This is a genomic window from Capnocytophaga ochracea DSM 7271, from assembly GCF_000023285.1.
Lineage (GTDB): Bacteria > Bacteroidota > Bacteroidia > Flavobacteriales > Flavobacteriaceae > Capnocytophaga > Capnocytophaga ochracea.
Genome location: NC_013162.1, coordinates 1,891,216 through 1,910,428 on the forward strand (window position 1 = coordinate 1,891,216; position 19,213 = coordinate 1,910,428).

The following is a 19,213-nucleotide window of genomic DNA, read 5'->3' on the forward strand; positions in this document are numbered from 1 at the left end:
TGTGGAGGCGGATTAATTAGCAAATGAGGAAATGAGAAAATGAGGAAATGAGAAAATGAGGAAATGAGAAAATGAGGGAATGGGAAAATGGGGAGATGAGAAAATTTGACTAATAAAACAATAATTAATTATGACAACCTTTTTTAGGACGTGACAGTGATTTTTTTTGGTGAAAATTAAGTGAGGAAGCAAAAGAAATAAAAAGTATATAAAGAATTAAACATTGAGATATAGCAATTACAATAGTATTTTTTGGTTATTTATTTTGGTGGTGTTACAAGGGTCGGCACAGAATTATTGGCGCAAGGCTGATTTCTCGACTCAGCGCAGTGTAGCAGTCACTACTAATAACTCCAATTATCAGTATTTTACACTGAATAAAAAGGCGTTTGCACGTGCTTTGGAAACCGATAGTAGACGCAGTGAGGCTACCGTTCAGATACCTGATGCCAACGGAACACTCATTACTTATCGCATTGCACCTACGCAGGTTCTTTCGGAAGCAGTTGCACGAAAATATCCTTCTATTAAAACTTTTGTGGGTAAATCAGTAACTGACCCCTCTAAACATATTCGTTTTACGTGGAGCGATTATGGGCTTGATGCTATTATGGAAGAAGAGTTGAGCTATTCGTTTATAGAAGCAGAAGATAAAGAAGGTGTTTATTACAGGGTTTATCGTCGTAAGGATGTTGAAAAAGCATTCATAGACTGTAAAACATTGGATGTGCCTACTCTTTTGCAGGAAAGTAAAGCGGCTCAACGCCCTTCATTTCAGACTAAACCTATGCAACGTACTTTTCGCATTGCAATTGCTTGCACCCACGAATATACTGATTATTTCTGGGGAAAGGCTTCAGCTTTTGCCCAAATAGTCAGTACGCTAAACCGTGTAAATGAGGTCTATGGGCAACAGCTGTCGATTGTTTTTCAGTTAGTTTCGGACGATAGTATAGTATATGAGACTAAAGATACTGACCCTTTTACGGGTATTAACTACGAAAAAGAATGGTACAAAAATAAAGCTCGTGTACTGCAAGAAGTTTTGGACAACAAGATAGGTAATGCTAATTATGATATAGGGCAGTTGTTTCACAATGCTGCAGAAGGAGGTAATGCAGGTTGTATAGGGTGCGTGTGTACCAACGACCTCAAAGGACAGGGATTTTCGTCTTATCCGTTTGCTTACGTACGCAATAGAAGTGCTTTTGATATAGATGTGGTAGCTCACGAGATAGGACATCAACTGGGGGCACGGCATACTTTTTCTTATCGCAGAGAAGATGGGTCGGGGTCGCAGATGGAACCAGGGAGTGGTACTACTATTATGAGCTACGCAGGAGTTACGCGATATTATGATGTACAACAGAATGCTGACCCTTATTTTCATCACCGCACTATTTACGACATTACAGATAACCTACAAGGCAAGTCTTGTGCTACCGAAATTTCTACGGGCAATACCCCTCCTGAGATACCCGACTTGAAAAGCTATACTATTCCGTATGGAACTGCTTATTTATTAGAAGGTACTGCTACCGATGCTGATGGCGATGCGTTGCTTTATACGTGGGAAGAAAGCGACAATTATACAGAAACGGGTAATTATTATTTTTCACCTACAATACGTTCAGGAGCTACGGCACGCTCTATGAAACCCTCAGCACAATCATATCGCTATATCCCGCGTTTGGAGCGTATAGTAGCGGGTACGCTCACCCAGCAGAATCCTAAAAAAGGAGATGCTTGGGAAACAGTGCTCAACATAGGGCGTACCTTGCATTGGACTTTTATGGTTATCGACCGTCCTTTAGCAAGCAATCAAACAGGAAATACAGCTTATAAAACCATTGATGTGGTAGTGAGTGCAGACGCGGGTCCGTTTAAAGTGAGTTCGCATACCGAGCAAAGCACTTGGTATGTAGGACAAAAAGTAAGTTTGCAGTGGAATGTAGCTAATACTGATAAAGCACCTGTGAATGCCGAAAAAGTGAAGATACTCTTTTCGACTGACGGGGGAGTTACTTTTTCGCATACCTTAGCTACGGGCTTACCTAATAACGGGAAAGCTGAAATAAGTGTGCCTGATGCTATTAAAACGCAGCAAGGAAGGTTTATGGTGAAAGCAGAAGAGAACCTATTTTTGGCAGTGAATGCAGGGACTATCACCGTAAAAGAAGATGACGATGTGGATAATGACGGTATACCTTCGCGTATGGATAATTGTCCGACAGTAGCCAACCCTGACCAAGCTGATGCTGATAATGACGGTATAGGCGATGTTTGTGATGAAGATATGGATGGTGATGGAATTTTAAATGTTTTGGATAACTGCCCTACCGTGTCTAACACTACCCAACAAGACACTGACAACGATGGCATAGGAGATGCTTGCGATAACGATATAGATGGAGATGGTTTCTTAAATGACCAAGATAATTGTCCTAATGTATACAATCCAGACCAAGCTGATTTAGACGATGATGGTATAGGCGACGCTTGTGATGACGATGTAGATGGCGACGGAATCCCGAATGCACAAGACCCACAGGTGGATTATGTGCTTATTTCCAACGCTTTTACCCCTAATGGCGATGGGGTGAATGATACTTATGTGATAGCGCGTGCTGAACGATACCCTAATAACACCCTGTATATATTTAATACCTTAGGGCAATTAGTCTACTCGGCTCACGGGTATAAGAACCAATGGGATGGTAAAAAGTTTGACGGTACCTTAGTGCCACGAGGTTCGTATGTAGCCGTTTTCAGCATTGACGGCAGTGAAAAGAACAAGAAACAACTTTGGATTTACATTAATTATTAAGAAGAGAAAAACACAGAATCCTATGAAAAAGATATTATTAAGTATATTGGTAATAGGCACAAGTGCTTTGCACGCACAAGCCACAGACCCTACGTACATTTTTTATCAACAACACGAAAACCTAATAAACCCAGCAGCAGTGGGAATGGAGTTTGGGCATACTATTTCGGTAGATATACGCAACCAGTGGCGAGGAATGACCGAAGCCCCACAAACGCAAACCTTTTTTACTACGCATCGTTTGAGTGACCGTGTGGGGTTAGGTTTTTCATTGGCAAGCAACAAAGTATTTATACAGAAACAAGCAGGCATTTATGCCGATTTCTCGTATGCAATACCCATTTCGTACAACTCGCGATTGATAGGAGGAATTAAATTTGGCGGTGATTTCTATAATATAGACGGAAGTGATATGACGTATTATAACGGCTTGTATAACCAATATTACCCTAATGGCACACGTATGCACCCTACTTATTATTACGACCCTTATTTGCAAACCATTTCAGGAAAGTTCCAGACTAACTTTGGGGCAGGGCTGTATTATGACCACCCTAACTTTTACGTAGGTTTTTCTATCCCTAATATGCTTGCTACCGATAGGGTGCGAATGGATAATGACCAAATGACTTCTTTAGCCGAAACGATGTACTTCTATACCATAGCAGGCTATTACTGGCGTCTTACTCCCGATTTCACTATTAAACCGCGTTTGCAGATGCGCTTAGCCAAAGGCGAATATCCCTCGACCGATATTACAGTAGCAGGAAACTTTTTGGAACGAGCAGAATTAGGGGTTACTTATCGCACAGATAAAGCTGTGAATGCTTATGTATTATTTAATATTCCTAATTATTATGTATCTATAGGCTATGGTTTTGAGAGCTATTTTCAAACCCATATGAATTTACAGTCGCGCAACTCTCACGAGTTTTTGGTGCAATTTAAATGGTAAGGCTAAGAGATGAAGATAAAACAAGGAGTGTTATTGTAATTTAGAATTTAAGTGTTTGAGTTGTTTTTGTTTCTAATTGTTAGTTTATATTGTCTTTACTCAAATATTGGAGCCTTTGTAGTTACAATTTGCTCTTATCCTTTATTAGAAGAAATTATTATCAGAATGAAAAGAAGATTACTTATCAGTGTTTTTTTGTTTATCGCAGGAGCACTACAAGCTCAATCTATACATCCTACGTACATATTTTATCAACAACACCAAAACTTGGCGAATCCAGCTGTAGTGGGTGTGGAAAAAGGGCATACTATTTCAGCAGATATTCGCAATCAATGGCGTGGAATGAATGAAGCTCCCCAAACGCAAACCTTTTTTACCACTCATAAGATAACTGACCGCGTGGGCTTAGGGCTTTCAGTAACCAATAATAAAGTATTTATCCAGAAGCAAACGGGTGTTTTTGGGGACTTTTCTTATAGAGTGCCTATAAACGAACATTCTAATATCGTAGGAGGAATTAAGTTTGGAGGAGAGTTTTATAATATTGATATAAGCCAAATACGCACATATAATCACTTGTACAATACGGGACAGAATGCTACGCGCTACGACCCCTATTTGCAAGATATCTCGGGGAAGTTCCAATTCAACTTTGGAGCTGGAGTTTATTATGAATTGCGTGACTTTTATGTAGGGCTATCTATCCCCAATATGCTTGCTTCTGATAAAGTGGGTATGGAGAATGATGTAATGACTTCCGTCGCCCAGAATATGTTGTATTATGCAATGGCGGGCTATCATTGGCATATCTCTTCTGAATTTACTCTAAAACCAAGCGTACAAATACGTCTTGCTAAAAAACAAGATGCCTCAACAAACTTCACTGTAGCTACTGACTATTTAAACCGTGCTGAGGTAGGGCTTACCTATCGCACTGATAAGGCTTTTAGCTCTTATGTGCTCTTCAATATCCCGAATTATTATTTATCAGTGGGATATGGTTTTGAAACCTACTTTCAAACACATCTCAATTTACAATCGCGTAACTCTCACGAGTTTTTGGTACAAGTGAAGTGGTAGGTGCAAGTCCCACGGGCAATTATTTTACTGTATATTGGAGCGTAGTATACTGTGCCACCCGAAAACCTCCAAGAGGGTTCTCACGAGAATTTCCTTTGTTCACAATATTACCTATGGGGCGCGTAGGAATAGTAAACGGACCTTGTCCTTCTGATAATCTTATAAGCATTTGCACAAATTCTTTGTATTGAGGGTGAATCCGATAAAGTGTTACGTTTACAATATCTCCTTTGTTTAACTTATCATTATTGAGTCCTATCATTATAAAGAAAAACTTATAGTTAGCTATATAGTTGTCATCCAAAGTCCCGTAAGTAATTTTTTTGCTACTACTTTGTGTCAGCCTTACTAAATAAGCATTGGCTACACCATCACTAATACCGTCAAAGTAGAATTTTAACTCTATTTGGTCACCTAAAAAGCCTCCGTTTTCTTTTTGTACTATTTTGTCAGAAGGTATTATAGGAGCTTCAAGCATTTTGCTCTTAGCAGTATAAGTTTGTCCGTTGAGTTCTATGATAAGTTCATAGTCCTTGCCTAACTCAGGAGTGATACCTGCGGGGAATACATAACGGCTACCGCCTTTTAATGTGGCTACGTTATCTGTGGTAATGGTAGAAGTACCGTCCCATAACGAGAGTTGGTACTCTTGCGTCTGGGTTTGAGTATGTGCTTTGATTTTCACAATGGCATTATCAATAGCAGGTGAAGGCGTATCGCCAAAATAGGCTTCCGTATAACTGATGTCCACTACAGGATAGGCTTTTGTTTCTCCTTTCTTCCAATCGAGAGATGCATCAATCACTAACTTTTGAGGAGCAGAGTCCAATTTTAAATCTATGACCTCTTCACAAGAAGTTAAAGCTAAAGCACAGAGAAGTATAATATAAATATTTCTTATTTTCATAGTAAATAGAGGTTTAAGTATTAGAAACTAAAATTATAAGTTACACTGGGTATGATACCAAAAATAGAGAGTTTAACGGCTTCATTTTTATGGGTGTCTAAGTTCTCACGGAAGGAAACACTCACAGCATTCTTGCGGTTGTACACGTTGTAAATACCGAATACCCATTCGCTTTTCCAACGCTTGTTTGGGCGTTGTGGCGTATAGGTAGCCGAAAGATCCAAACGGTGATAAGTAGGCAAGCGGTATTCGTTTCGTTTGCTATAGTCAGGAACACTCATTCCTAAGTAGTTATAACGTCCTACGGGGTAATTAGTAGGTAAGCCTGATTGAAAGTTAAATACAGCTCCGAATGTCCATTTAGCAGAGAGCTCATAGGTAGCCGTAATCGAAACATCGTGAGGTTTGTCGTAGGGAGCACTATACCAGTCGCCGTAGTTGATACCTATTTCTTCAGAGGTACGTCCTTTAGTTTGCATTTCCGATTTTGAGAGTGTATAAGCTATCCACCCAGTGAGTTTACCGGTGTTTTTACGCAATAACAGTTCCAAACCATAAGCTCTGTTTTCCCCTGTTAGCAATACTTGTTCAATTGCTTCGTTAGCAATGAGGTTCGCACCGTCTATATAGTCTAACCGATTTTGCACTTTCTTGTAATAAGTTTCAACCTCTATGCTGTATTTATCGTCCGAGAAGTTAGAAGCATAACCCAACGCCACTTGGTCAGCTAACTGTGGTTTGATAAACTCATCACTGGGTGCCCATACGTTCAAAGGCGAAGGCGAAGCTGTGTTAGAAATCAAATGTACATATTGAGCCGTACGCGCATAACTCGCTTTTATTGATTTATTATCGTTGAAAGCATAACTCATAGTAAAGCGCGGTTCGAAGTTAGAGTACAAATTTATAATACGGTTACTACCGTAGTACTTCGTCCCAATAGGGGTTGCTTTCTGATAGATTTGTCGGCTAGCGTTAAATATCACAGGGTTGTCATCTTTATACACATTTACAGTACGCTTTCCTAAGTGATAGAAAGAGCTCAATCTCACTCCGTACGATACCGTAAGAGCATCTCCTAATTTCTGTTCGGCATCTATATAAAAAGCTGTTTCGGCAGCGTATTTATGGTCAAGAACCTTTTCTTTGATAGTAGAGGCAGGAGATTTAGGGAGGACTTTACCAGGTTTGAAGGTATAATATAGTCCTTGAAATCCATAAGTGAATTTAAACTTCTCTGATACATAGTTCTTGAAATCATATTTTAGGTTGAAATTCTCTATCCCTGAAGTCCATATCATATCAATCCAGTTAAAGTCAAACTTATAGTTGTAATTGCTATAAATAGCAGATAAATTAGAGAAGAGCTTCTCAGTAAATAAGTGATTCCAACGCAAATTCACTAAAGCATTACCATAAGCATTAGTAAGGTTATTGCTCAGTTTAAAAAGGTCTCTACCAAAGTAACCCGAAAGATACAGCGCATTGTTTTGGTTCAGTTGGTAAGAGAGTTTTGTATTGAGGTCGTAAAAGTACATCGAATTTTCATTGTCGCTCAGTTTGAGAAAGAGATGAGCGTAAGAGGCGCGACCTCCTACTAAAAACGACGCTTTGTCTTTCACTATAGGACCTTCCGCAAGTAATCGTGAAGAGAGCACCCCTATGCCCCCTGTAGCGCCAAACTTGTTCTTGTTACCCTCTTTCTGATAAATATCCAAAACGGAAGCGATACGTCCGCCATAACGTGCTGGAATTCCTCCTTTGTAGAGCTTCATATCACGTATAGCATCAGCGTTGAAGACACTCAAAAAACCAAAGAGGTGCGAAGCGTTGAAAATCGTTGCTTCATCAAGAAGCACTAAATTTTGGTCGGCAGCACCGCCACGCACGTTAAATCCTGATGATGCTTCGCCTGCGTTGCTCACCCCTGGCATCTGCATCAGCGTTTTGATAATATCTACTTCACCTACTAGTACAGGCAGTTTCTTCACCGTAGCGATAGGAATAGAAGCTACACTCATTTCAGGCTTGCGTACTGCTGTTTTTTGGGTTGTGGCATTTGCACTTACGTCTACTCCTGTAAGCTGAATAGCCTCAGGCTTCAGTTTGTAATCTTTGCGGATATTCTTGTTTAATACTATAGTTTCTTGGTGAGTACCATAGCCTATATACTCAATGGTAATGGTATATTTGCCTTCGGGCAAGGTAATAGAATAGAACCCGTACTCGTTGGTAGAGGTACCTGTGTGCAGTTCTTTGATGATAAAGTTTACCCCTAAGAGCTTTTCGCCGTTAGAAGCATCAGCAATCGAACCACTAAGGGTGTATTTGTGCTGTGCAAAAACAGCAGTTGTAGCTACTAAAAACAATAGTAGCAAACATTTTCTTTTCATATGTTACTGTTTTTATTTTTCGGTACAAAAGTATAAGACAAGATGTTTATAGCACTTATCTATTTCTTTTAATAAGTTATCAATTTTGTGTCTTTTTGAGTGCAAAGGTATAACAATATTGTGGTTTATACAAAAAACTAATCAATGATTAGTGAAATAATAACCAACGCTTGATTGTTTTTTTACTAAACTTACAACTTCAAAAATCTACTAATTTACCAATTAAAAAAATGCCTGTCGTGCTACGACTGCTTGTGCGGCTCGCACTTTCTATCCACTCTTCCATACAAAAGAGTCAGCAATTAGCCTTACACTAACTGCTGACTCTTATCTCATTTGCTAATTTGCTAATTTTCAAATTTGCTAATTGCCTGTGTGGCTCACACTGCCTGTGTAGCACGCACAATATATCAACAATATAAGCAGATTGACTCCTCCCAAAACGTCTTCTTTATGTTTTATTCTAAGAAAATCAGAAGTTACTTGGTTCATTTTGTACTGCTGAAAAGCTAAAAGTGAAGTTTCGTAAGATAAGGGTATGATAAAAAACTCACCCAATATAAATACTGCGATTGAAAGTATAAGCAATAGTAAGTTTTTCCGAGTTCTTTGGCATAAGTAAATTACAATATTGCCTATAAGGAACAACCACATTCCCTTAATCATTCCCAGTTGAACCATCGCATCTATAAATCGGCGTTGCCATAAGAAGAACGAAGTGTCTTGTGGTGTAGAAAGCATATTCATCGCTATAAAAGCCGAAATATTTCCTATTAATAAACTAAGCCCCAAAATAGCAATAAATTGAGCTGCTCGCTGAAAAAGATTTTTACTTTTCATCTGTTATTCTGTTTTTAATTTCTGAGATGCAAAATAATGCAGAAGTGGTGAGATAAAAATTAACTTGGGGTAATAAATTACATATAGGCTATTCTTCTTCTAATTCTGCTCAATGATTGTGGAGTAACTCCTACAAACGAAGCTATGTATTTCTGTGCTACTCGTTGCTCAATATTTTTATATTGCTTCATAAATTTCGAATAACGTTCTTGCGGACTATCAGTAAGTCCCGAAATGATGTATTGTACTGCTTTGATAAAAGTCTCTTCAAGTAGTAGCCTACCAAACCGTTCACCCTCTTCTATTTCTTTGTAAAACCGTTGCAAATTACCGTAAGAAATCATTTGCAAAACACTATCTTCAAGTGCAATGATTGTTTTCTGTGAAGGTGTTTTAGTTATAAAACTCTCATAGTCGCAAACAAAAGTATTCTCTTCGTTAAAGTGTATAGTAAGTTCTTTCCCATCATAATTCATAAATTGCCTCAGTAATCCCTTGTTTACATAACAGAAATGCCTACAAACTTTACCTTCTTGTAGTAGTACCTCTCCTTTGGCAAGATACAAAGGCTCAAAAAGCTCTTCTATAAGAATACAGTCCTTTCCCGATAGAGCTATATATCCCCTTATCTTGTTTAAAAGTAATTCGTATTTCATCTTCCATACAAAAAAGTCAGCAATTAGCTTTACACTAACTGCTGACTCTTATCTCATTTGTTAATTCTTTAATTGTCTTTAATTGTCAGTGCGACTCGCACCGGCTCGCACTATTTTCCTTTACCACCGATAGCAGGGTCTTTCATTCCCTCTTCAATCATAGTGTAGAATTGGTCAAGCTTAGGCAATATCACAATACGAGTACGACGGTTTAAGGCACGTCCGTTAGCATCACCATTGCTTGCTAAAGGCACGTAATAGCTACGACCGGCTGCAGTCATACGTTCAGGAGCAACTCCAAAGTCTTTTTGTAATACACGTACAATCTCGGTAGCACGCATTACGCTCAAATCCCAGTTGTCACGAATACAACTTGTTTTGATGTTTACGTTATCGGTGTGTCCTTCCACCATAAACTCAAAGTCAGGTTTATTTTTAACCACTTTTGCAACTTTTTCAAGTACGCTCTTTGCGTTTTTAGAAATAGTGTAGCTACCACTGCTGAAAAGCATCTTATCAGAGATATTGATAAATACCACACCTTTTTCTACTTTGATGTCTACATCTTGGTCGTCTAAGTTACCCAACACTCCTTTGAGGCTTTGTACCAAGGCGAGGTTTATTGAGTCACGACGGGTAACAGCATCGCGCAAATTCTTGATAGTTAAATCTTTTTCACGCAAGCTTTCCAATGATTTTTCAAGGTTCTCAGCACCTTTTTGGGTAAGCGTAGTAAGGTTACCCATATTGTTGATGAGCTGCTGATTGTTTTCTTTGAGCAAGTCGTTCTGATTTTTCATACTCTCCAACTTGTGAGTCAAGTTGTTCTTTTCGTCTAAACACATATTGAGTTTTACGGTAGCAGTGTTTAGTAAATCCTCAGTCTGTTTGTTTCTTGCTTCTAATTCAGCATACTTCTTTTTGGATACGCACGATGTGGTAATCAATCCCAACACCGACATTGCGATAATAAATTTTTTCATATAGTTTATGTTTTAAAATTAATCAATAGGCAAATGTACGCCTTTTTTTATTATTGTGCAATAAAAATGCCAACTTTTCGTCTTATTTGTTTTTTGGCTTCTCTTTAGCCTTCTCTTTTCCCGCCTTATTCTCTTTTTTAAGCGACGGATTTGCAAGCAGATTTTCCTCCTCGTCTATCTCCTCAGGAGTCTTCATTCCCTTAATTTTCTTGGGTTTTATTTTCTTCTCCGCATCGCTAAAAATCTCTTCTTTACTGCGGATACGTTCATCACCTCGCCATATAAATTCCTTAAACTTACGGTCGTTCACGTGTAATTTATCGTCTGGGTATAAATTCCCCGATGGTTGTGTAATAAACACCGTTTGTTGTATTTGCTGGTCTTTGTTTAAATAGAGCTTAATATGACTACAAGTCAGTTTGTTGATACCTACCAGCTCCTTAGCGTCGTTATACACGTAATAAATAGACTCGGTATTCTGCAAAAAGTCTATTTGTCGCAAAACATTTTTCTTGAATTTGCCATACAAGAACTTACCTTTCACTTGGTTATAGCCATCGCCCAAACTGTCTTTCTCTACCACCAGTGCGTTGTTAAACACTTTTAAAGAGTCCAGTTGCTCGGTCTTCGTATTGGCAATCAGGTGAATATTGTCACCCGTCATTTGGCTTTCGCCTGTCCACGCTACAGGTTTGCCCACCATTTGGGTCAGCCCATTAGCCTCGTCAGAGTGAATTGAATCGCACTTGGCTTGCATATCACTTTTGAAAATACGAGCATCGGGGTAAGCGCGAATCACGCGGTGTTGCGGTTTGCCAGTAACCAAAATGCGCTTGCCGTGCATATACATCGAGTCTTTCTCCACTAATGTGATTACCACTGCCTTTTTGGTGATAAACATCGAATCTTTTGCCTTGTGAATTTCGCCGTAATGCCCTCGTACAAAGGTCTTGTTTACCGTGTCCGAAATGAAGATATTGTTAGAACCCGAAGAAAACTGACGGCGTTTATCAAAATACAAACTGTCGCCCACCAAGGTTTTCAGGTCGTATTCTATCTTGGCGTGCTTCATAAAATAACCCAATTGTCGACGCGTATCGTAAAAACCTCGCTCGCAATACACTTTGTAATCAGCGCCCACAATGGTAGTTTTGCCGTAAAAATAGGCGTTGCCCGAATTGTGATAATAGTCCAACACCTGCGAATTAACCGTAAAATCTCTATTGACAATCTTTACCGAATTGGTAAATTGGTTTTTCTTGGTCGTTACGTAATACTTTCCTGTTTTACTGGTGAGCTCATTTTCAGGGTCAGTAATTTTTCCGAAATTGTTGTAATAAGCCTCCTGAGAGTTGCGGTCGAAGAAGAGTTCTTGGGTTTCCAGCGTCATATTCCCATTGCGCAATAGCACGTTCTCGCGGGCTACAGCTGTTTTAGTATTCCCTTTATACGATACGTACTGACTGTTCATTTGTAGCGTGTCGCCTTGTTGTAGCACTACATTGCCGTGTGCAATCACCTCGTTTTTCTCCTCGTAGAGCACAGCCAAATCGCACCACACGTCTAATCCTTGATGTCGAAACTGTACCCGTTGTCCGTCCGATTTAAAGATAGTAGCCCCAGGGTATTTCTCATTGTCAATTGTAAATTCCCCCCCGTAGATAATTTCGATACGGCGGGTCTTGCTATTGTCATTCTGAGCCCAAAGGTTAGTACAAAAGGTTAATAAACAAGTGAATAATATATAGTAATACGTTTTTTTCATTCAAATTCATTCCAATGATGGTGCAAAGATACGAAAATAATCATAAATGCCAATACATCTATGCCCCACACATCAATTTTTATACCATTCTCTTCCAGTTTACAGCCTTTACGGTTTCTATATTCCTCCTTTTTCGTCTCTATATACTTTCGTTTTTCCAGTCTTCACCCTTCGCTTAATTAACACTTTTTAACTTTTTAATCTTCGCTCTTAATCCCTCATTCTTAACTACTTATATACCCTTTCTATACCAATCGTCCAAGATTCGTATAAGCTTCCTATAAGCTTTCTATAAGCTAACTATACCATAACCCTATCTTCGATACTTTCCGATTCCCTCCGAGATTCTCCGATAACACACCTTTGCAATCCCTACAAAACCTTCTCCATTTTCTCATTCTCTCATTCTCTCATTCTCTCATTCTCTCATTTTCTCATTTTCTCATTCTCTCATTCTCTCATTTTCTCATTTTCTCATTCTCTCATTTTCTCATTTTCTCATTTTCTCATTCTCTCATTTTCTCATTCTCTCATTTAATTTAAATTTGGTGGTTGAGTATTAAATTCGTACCTTTGCACTCTATTATATCACGTAGCAAGTAAATGAACAATAACACCCCCTATCATACTCCTGTACTCTTAACGCAAAGCATTGAGGGACTGAATATCAAAGATAATGGCACTTATGTCGACGTTACCTTTGGTGGTGGAGGGCATTCGCGCGAAATCTTAAAGCACCTCGGTAAAAACGGACGCCTCTATGCGTTCGACCAAGATGCCGACGCCCTTAATAATACCATCGATGATGAACGTTTTACTCTTATTCAGCAAAACTTTAAGTATCTGCGTCAGTATTTGCGCTTTTACGGAGTAACACAAGTAGATGGGGTTTTGGGTGATTTTGGGGTTTCCTCTCACCAGTTCGATGTAGCTGAGCGTGGTTTCTCTACTCGTTTTGAAGGTACACTCGATATGCGTATGAACCAGCAAGCTCCTCTTTCAGCCCAAGAAGTCGTCAATGAGTATGGCGAGATAGAACTCACTCATATCTTTTTTCAATATGGCGAACTGAAAAATGCCAAAGCAATAGCCCGTGCCATAATCAGTTACCGAGAGCAGAAACCAATACGCTTAGGCAGTGAACTACAAGAGGCAGTAAAAGCTCTTTTGCCTAAATTTAAAGAGAACAAAGTGTTAGCACAAATCTATCAAGCCATTCGTATAGAGGTAAATGCCGAAATAGAAGCTTTGGAATCATTTTTGCTACAACTCCCTGCCGTAGTCAAGCCACAAGGGCGTATCAGCCTTATCAGCTATCATTCACTCGAAGACCGCTGTGTAAAACGCTTCATTCGAGACGGACAGTTAGAAGGAGCTCCTGAGAAAGATTGGTATGGCAATGTGTCAGTACCCTTTAAAAAAGTAGGCGGTCTCATCACTCCTGATGATACTGAAATAGCACAAAACAGCCGTGCCCGTAGTGCCAAACTCCGTATCGCCGAACGTTTAAATTCATAACTGAAAAAAATGGGAAAAGCCACTGATGAAATAAAGAATATATTGCGAGGAAAATTTTTGGTAGAAGGTAAAGAAGCTACCCGAAATTGGTTCTTCATAAGCTTCCTTTTTGCTTTGGGAGTTATAATGATAGCTAGCTCGCATATGGTAGACCGCAAAGTACACCAAATAGCTAAGCTCAACGACGAAGTAAATGAGCTCAAGAGTGAATTCGTCGATGTGCGTTCGCGTTTGCAGAAAGTGCGTTTGGAGTCTACGCTTTTAGAACAATTAGAAAGCAAAGGACTCAAACAACCCGAAAAACCACCACAAAAGATAAAGGCAATTGTAGAAGAGTAATCTTTCAGATAATAGATAATACAAGTAGAAAGAAGCATTGGAAAAAAACGATAAAAAGATAACATCGCGCACTTATTTGGTAGCCATTATGATGCTACTGATGATAGGTGTCATTGCGGTAAAGCTCATAAAAATACAAATTGACGGTGATGAGTATCGCGCCAAAGTAGACGAAACTACCTTGCGAGAAGCTGATATTATCCCCAGTCAAGGTAATTTGTATTCTGATGATGGTAGCTTGCTTGCCACTTCGGTAACTCGGTATGATATCCGTTGGGACGGTATTGCGCCTTCCAGAGCTAATTTCAATAGGTATGTAAAACCCCTCAGCGATTCGCTTTCGCGTATGTTTGGAAAACCCAATAGCTATTACTTAAATCTCTTTAAAAAAGAACGTAGCTTAAAGAATCGTTATATGCTCGTAGCCACTAATCTGGGTTATAGCGAGTACTCCCGAATCAAGAAATTCCCCCTCTTCAATAAAGGTCCTTATAAAGGCGGTATTATTGTCGAGCGCAATATAAAACGCGAATATCCATTAGGAGGGATTGCACACCGCAGTATCGGCTATGCCCGTACTGATGAAACAGGCTATACTACCCGTGTAGGTTTGGAAGGTGCTTATGCCAGCTATTTGTTAGGAACCAAAGGTCGACGCGTAGAACAAAAAATAGCACAAGGACAATGGAAACTTGCCAGTGGTTTTAATATCATCGAACCTAAGGACGGCTACGACGTAGTGTCTACCATCAATATTAATATCCAAGATATCGCTCACCACGCTTTGCTTACACAACTTAAAAAATACAAAGCTCAGCACGGTTGTGTGATAGTAATGGAGGTGAATACAGGTGAAATAAAAGCTATTTCTAACTTAGAGCTGAATACTAGAAACGATACGTATTCTGAGCGTTATAACTTTGCTATTGGTGAAGCACACGAACCTGGTTCAGTCTTCAAACTAATGACGGTAGTAGCCGCTATGGAAGCCCGCAATATCGATACGACTTATGTAGTAGATATCAAGGAAGGAAAACAACAGTATTACGATAAGACTTTTCAAGACTCTCAGCATAGGTTTACAGGAAATATAAGTCTAAACAAAGCTTTTTCGGTCTCTTCTAATGTCGGAATGACTGAACTCGTGCATAGCCTTTTTTCAAAATCTCCTTCTGATTTTACTACCAAGCTCATTCAAATGAACCTAAATCAACCCTTAGACTTACCTATTTTAGGCGAAGGTATTCCCTATATCCCTACACCTCGCGACAAAATATGGAGTGGGGTAACGCTTGAGTCAATGGCAATAGGTTATTCCGTAAAACTTACTCCTTTGCAAAGCTTAGCTTTTTATAATGCAATTGCCAACGGAGGAGTAATGGTCAAACCTCGAATGATAAAAGAAGTAAAGGAATGGAATAAAACAGTAGAGAAGTTTAATGTGGAGATTATCAATGGTAAAATATGTTCTAAACAAACAGCCGACCGTGCCAAGGGACTATTGGCTAATGTAGTAGAACGTTCCTACGGTTCAGGGCATCGTCTCCATTCTCCCGATTTCTCAATGGCAGGTAAAACAGGTACAGCTCGTAAGAACTATGCTAGTGCCGATAAGAGTAAGCTTAGCTATATATCTTCATTTGCAGGCTTCTTTCCTGTCGATAACCCGAAATACTCTTGTATAGTGGTAATTCACGAACCCGATAAGAGTGTAGGTTTTTATGGTGCCGATGTATCAGGTCCTGTATTTAAGAGTATTGCTCATAAAATCTATACCAATTCGCTGTTGATGGATACGGTAGAAAATGTAGATAAAATATCAGCGAGTACCACAACAAACTACGAAGATTACTACGCCAAAGCTGCTAAGTACAAAACTATAATGCCCGACCTTAGCGGTATGAATGTAATGGACGCTGTTGCTCTCTTGGAGAATATGGGATTACGAGTGAAATTCTCAGGTGAAGGTAAAGTAAGTGCACAATCAATTGCCAAAGGCACTAAAGTACCCCGCAATATAGTAGTAGTGTTACAATGTGGTAAATTAGAGAATTAGCTGACGTGCTAATATACTAATTTTACACTCTGCATTCTATTGTACATTTGTACCCTACAAACTCCAACCAGTCCTACTGGTCTGTATTATCCGATTTAAACTAACAACTAAAAAATAATGCTTTTTGATGATTGGAAAGACAAAGACCCTTTAGAAGTTTCTCCTACTTTACTTTGGGACTACGACCTCTCTACCTTTGATTGGGAGAAAGGTAAAGTAATAGTCGTACAACGCATTGTAGAAAGGGGGTGGGACAACGATTTTTATGCCGCTATGCAATTGTATGGAGGCTTGGAAGCGTTTATAGAAATAGTAAAACAAGTGCCTTACCTAAACGAAAGAGATATGAATTTCGTTTCAAAGGCATTTCAAATAGATTTAAACGATTTACAATGTTACAAGAACAAACAGTACCGGGAGCAACTTTTGAACTCCTGAAAATCTTGATGAAAGATGAAAAGCTGAATAAATTCTATTTAGCTGGAGGTACTGCTATAGCCCTGTATTTAGGACATCGCACTAGTATTGATTTAGATTTGTTTTCGTTAGAAGATTTTGATAATACTGAATTAGAGTTCTATCTATCTCAGCAATATAACTTTCTTACTGACAATAAGGCTCGCAGTACTCTAAAAGGAAGTATAGAAGGAGTTAAAATAGACTTTATTACTTTTAATACTCCTTTGTGCGAACAGATACAAAACATAGGAGGTATAAGGCTATTCAGTTTGCAGGATATTATTGCAATGAAACTCTTAGCTATTGCCGATAATGGTACGCGGTTGAAAGATTTTATTGATATAGCCTATTTGTCGATGCAATTTTCTTTTGATGAGATGCTCTCATTTGTAGCTTATAAATTTCCTAATAAAAATCTACAAATATACCGAAAAGCTCTTTTGTTTCATAATGATATTTATTTTGATGTCCCTATTCAACTCACTGAAAAGAAATACCAATGGGGAAAGATAGCAAAACGCCTCGATGAAATGGTTACTTCTCCTAAGAAAGTTTTTGAACATTCGCCTTTGTAAAATGACACTGACAAATAGAAAAATTGGTTAATTACTAATTAACATTATGAACTTAAAAACATTACTTAAAAACATCACTATAAAAACTTCCCTTTATGTGGAAGATAAAGATATTACCTCCGTTTGCTTCGACTCTCGAAAGGCGGAAAAAGGAAGTATGTTTGTTGCCATCACGGGTACGCAATCTAACGGACACGAATACATAGACCAAGCTATACGCAGTGGCGCAACCGCTATTGTATGTGAGCAATTACCTCAACAACCTTTGCCTGGTGTAAGTTATATAGTAGTCCCCAATAGTCATAGTGCTTTAGCCTTGATTGCAGCTAACTTCTATGGCAATCCTTCTGAAAAACTTATCTTAGTAGGCGTAACAGGCACTAACGGAAAGACTACCATTGCAACGCTTCTCTACCAATTGTTTAGAAAAGCAGGACAAAAAGCGGGGTTGCTCTCCACAGTGGCGGTATACGTAGACGACCAGTGCTTTGAAGCAACTCACACTACCCCCGACCCTCTTCAACTGAATCATTATCTGCACTTAATGGTAGAACAAGGGGTGAAATATTGCTTTATGGAAGTGAGCTCTCACGGCATCGACCAGCATCGTACTGAAGGACTACAGTTCGCAGGAGGTATCTTCACTAACCTCACCCGCGACCACCTCGATTATCACAAGACCTTCGCTGCCTATCGCGATGTGAAAAAGCGCTTCTTTGATGCGTTACCCGCTACCGCTTTTGCCTTAGTAAACAACGATGATAAGAATGGGGCTTTTATGCTACAAAATACCAAAGCCCAAAAGAAAACATACGCACTCAAAACTCACGCAGATTATAAGGCATATATCATTGAGAGCAGATTTGACGGCTTGCTGTTGCGTATCAATCAGCACGAGGTATGGACAAAACTCATAGGTGAGTTTAATGCTTATAACCTTTTGGCGGTATATGCTACAGCTACTCTATTGAGTATTGACGAAATTGAGGCTCTTACTCTTATCAGCGCCATAGAACCTGTGGCAGGACGTTTTCAGTATGCAGTATCGGCTACGGGAGTGATTACCATAGTGGATTATGCTCATACCCCCGATGCCCTTGAAAACGTTCTGAAAACCATTAACGATATACGCACTCACAACGAGACCCTCACTACTGTAGTGGGCTGTGGAGGCAATCGCGACAAAGGTAAACGTCCTATAATGGCTGATATAGCTACAACCCTCAGCGATAATGTAATCCTCACTTCCGACAATCCTCGCAACGAAGAACCTGAGACAATTCTTTCCGAAATGCAACAAGGGGTACAGCCACAATACTTTCACAAAGTACAAACCATCACCGACCGTCGTCAGGCAATACAATCCGTTTGCAAGAATGCCAAAAAGGGAGACATCATTCTCATCGCCGGTAAGGGACACGAAACTTACCAAGAAATTAAAGGCGTTAGACACCATTTCGACGACTTTGAAATTGTACGGGAATACTTGGAGCTCTATAAGAAATAAGATTAGGTTTTAAGAGGGGAGTTTTTAAGTATTTACATCATTATAAAATTAAACTTTTCCAAGAACTTAAAGCTCTTGGAAAAGTTTATTATGCCACTACTTTGTTTTAAGATTTAAATTGTGTATATTTATTTTCCTTATACGACGTTCATTAAGATAAAAAAAGCTCCAACTTTGTTGGAGCTTTTTTCGTGACCTCGACAGGATTCAAACCTGTAACCTTCTGAGCCGTAATCAGATGCGCTATTCAGTTGCGCCACGAGGCCATTGTTGTTCTTGTTTTACGGGTGCAAAGGTACGACCTTTTTTGAAACCTGCAAACTTTTTCACAACTTTTTCACAAATTATTTTCT

Annotated in this window: 15 protein-coding genes and 1 tRNA gene; 9 read left to right on the forward strand and 7 right to left on the reverse strand. The window is 39.2% G+C overall.

Translation table 11 applies throughout. From position 1 onward, the window contains the following. Window positions 1–223 precede the first annotated feature (223 nt). The 3 genes from COCH_RS07995 to COCH_RS08005 all read left to right on the forward strand — a co-directional run bounded on the left by COCH_RS07995 (window position 224) and on the right by COCH_RS08005 (window position 4,862). Window positions 224–2,827: a thrombospondin type 3 repeat-containing protein gene (locus tag COCH_RS07995; protein ID WP_041546790.1), complete on the forward strand. Its 2,604-nt coding sequence runs from the start codon at window positions 224–226 to the stop codon at window positions 2,825–2,827. A gap of 22 nt (window positions 2,828–2,849) precedes the next feature. Further along, the gene (locus COCH_RS08000; protein ID WP_015782677.1) at window positions 2,850–3,782 is read left to right on the forward strand and encodes a PorP/SprF family type IX secretion system membrane protein; all 933 of its coding nucleotides are present in this window, start codon (window positions 2,850–2,852) and stop codon (window positions 3,780–3,782) included. Between the two features lie 165 nt (window positions 3,783–3,947). After that, on the forward strand, window positions 3,948–4,862 hold the full coding sequence (locus COCH_RS08005) for a PorP/SprF family type IX secretion system membrane protein (protein WP_015782678.1): 915 nt from the start codon (window positions 3,948–3,950) through the stop codon (window positions 4,860–4,862). Window positions 4,863–4,881: 19 nt separating this feature from the next. On the opposite strand, the gene COCH_RS08010 is transcribed toward COCH_RS08005, so the two are convergent. From COCH_RS08010 to COCH_RS08035, 6 genes are all read right to left on the reverse strand, one after another. Next, window positions 4,882–5,769 carry a DUF4249 domain-containing protein gene (locus COCH_RS08010; protein ID WP_015782679.1) on the reverse strand — a complete coding sequence of 296 codons (888 nt, stop codon included), beginning with the start codon at window positions 5,767–5,769 and terminating at the stop codon, window positions 4,882–4,884. A 20-nt stretch (window positions 5,770–5,789) separates the two neighbouring features. Continuing rightward, a complete protein-coding gene (locus COCH_RS08015; protein ID WP_015782680.1) occupies window positions 5,790–8,162 on the reverse strand; it encodes a TonB-dependent receptor in 2,373 nt (790 codons plus the stop codon). Between the two features lie 363 nt (window positions 8,163–8,525). Further along, complete coding sequence (locus COCH_RS08020) at window positions 8,526–9,002, reverse strand: hypothetical protein (RefSeq protein WP_015782681.1); 477 nt, start codon at window positions 9,000–9,002, stop codon at window positions 8,526–8,528. A 77-nt stretch (window positions 9,003–9,079) separates the two neighbouring features. Continuing rightward, window positions 9,080–9,658 carry a Crp/Fnr family transcriptional regulator gene (locus tag COCH_RS08025; RefSeq protein WP_015782682.1) on the reverse strand — a complete coding sequence of 193 codons (579 nt, stop codon included), beginning with the start codon at window positions 9,656–9,658 and terminating at the stop codon, window positions 9,080–9,082. Window positions 9,659–9,768: 110 nt separating this feature from the next. Next, the gene (locus tag COCH_RS08030; protein WP_009410200.1) at window positions 9,769–10,641 is read right to left on the reverse strand and encodes an OmpA/MotB family protein; all 873 of its coding nucleotides are present in this window, start codon (window positions 10,639–10,641) and stop codon (window positions 9,769–9,771) included. Window positions 10,642–10,723: 82 nt separating this feature from the next. Continuing rightward, window positions 10,724–12,406 (reverse strand): OstA-like protein, encoded by a 1,683-nt coding sequence (locus tag COCH_RS08035; protein WP_015782683.1) that lies wholly within the window; start codon window positions 12,404–12,406, stop codon window positions 10,724–10,726. A 603-nt stretch (window positions 12,407–13,009) separates the two neighbouring features. Here COCH_RS08035 and rsmH point away from each other — a divergent pair. The 6 genes from rsmH (at window position 13,010) to COCH_RS08065 (ending at window position 18,860) form a co-directional block, all read left to right on the forward strand. Beyond that, on the forward strand, window positions 13,010–13,924 hold the full coding sequence (gene rsmH, locus COCH_RS08040; protein ID WP_009417475.1) for a 16S rRNA (cytosine(1402)-N(4))-methyltransferase RsmH: 915 nt from the start codon (window positions 13,010–13,012) through the stop codon (window positions 13,922–13,924). 9 nt (window positions 13,925–13,933) lie between these two features. Beyond that, window positions 13,934–14,263, forward strand: a complete 330-nt coding sequence (locus COCH_RS08045) for an FtsL-like putative cell division protein (RefSeq protein WP_015782684.1) — start codon at window positions 13,934–13,936, stop codon at window positions 14,261–14,263. An 88-nt stretch (window positions 14,264–14,351) separates the two neighbouring features. Next, window positions 14,352–16,319 (forward strand): penicillin-binding protein, encoded by a 1,968-nt coding sequence (locus tag COCH_RS08050; RefSeq protein WP_394330120.1) that lies wholly within the window; start codon window positions 14,352–14,354, stop codon window positions 16,317–16,319. A gap of 117 nt (window positions 16,320–16,436) precedes the next feature. Beyond that, window positions 16,437–16,757 (forward strand): DUF6922 domain-containing protein, encoded by a 321-nt coding sequence (locus tag COCH_RS08055; RefSeq protein WP_015782686.1) that lies wholly within the window; start codon window positions 16,437–16,439, stop codon window positions 16,755–16,757. Beyond that, the gene (locus COCH_RS08060) at window positions 16,712–17,353 is read left to right on the forward strand and encodes a nucleotidyl transferase AbiEii/AbiGii toxin family protein (RefSeq protein ID WP_015782687.1); all 642 of its coding nucleotides are present in this window, start codon (window positions 16,712–16,714) and stop codon (window positions 17,351–17,353) included. Before COCH_RS08055 ends, COCH_RS08060 begins: the two co-directional genes overlap by 46 nt. A 46-nt stretch (window positions 17,354–17,399) precedes the next feature. Next, window positions 17,400–18,860: a UDP-N-acetylmuramoyl-L-alanyl-D-glutamate--2,6-diaminopimelate ligase gene (locus COCH_RS08065; protein ID WP_015782688.1), complete on the forward strand. Its 1,461-nt coding sequence runs from the start codon at window positions 17,400–17,402 to the stop codon at window positions 18,858–18,860. Between the two features lie 192 nt (window positions 18,861–19,052). Here the strand turns inward: COCH_RS08065 and COCH_RS08070 are convergent. After that, a tRNA-Arg gene (locus tag COCH_RS08070) sits at window positions 19,053–19,126 on the reverse strand. Between the last annotated feature and the right edge of the window lie 87 nt (window positions 19,127–19,213).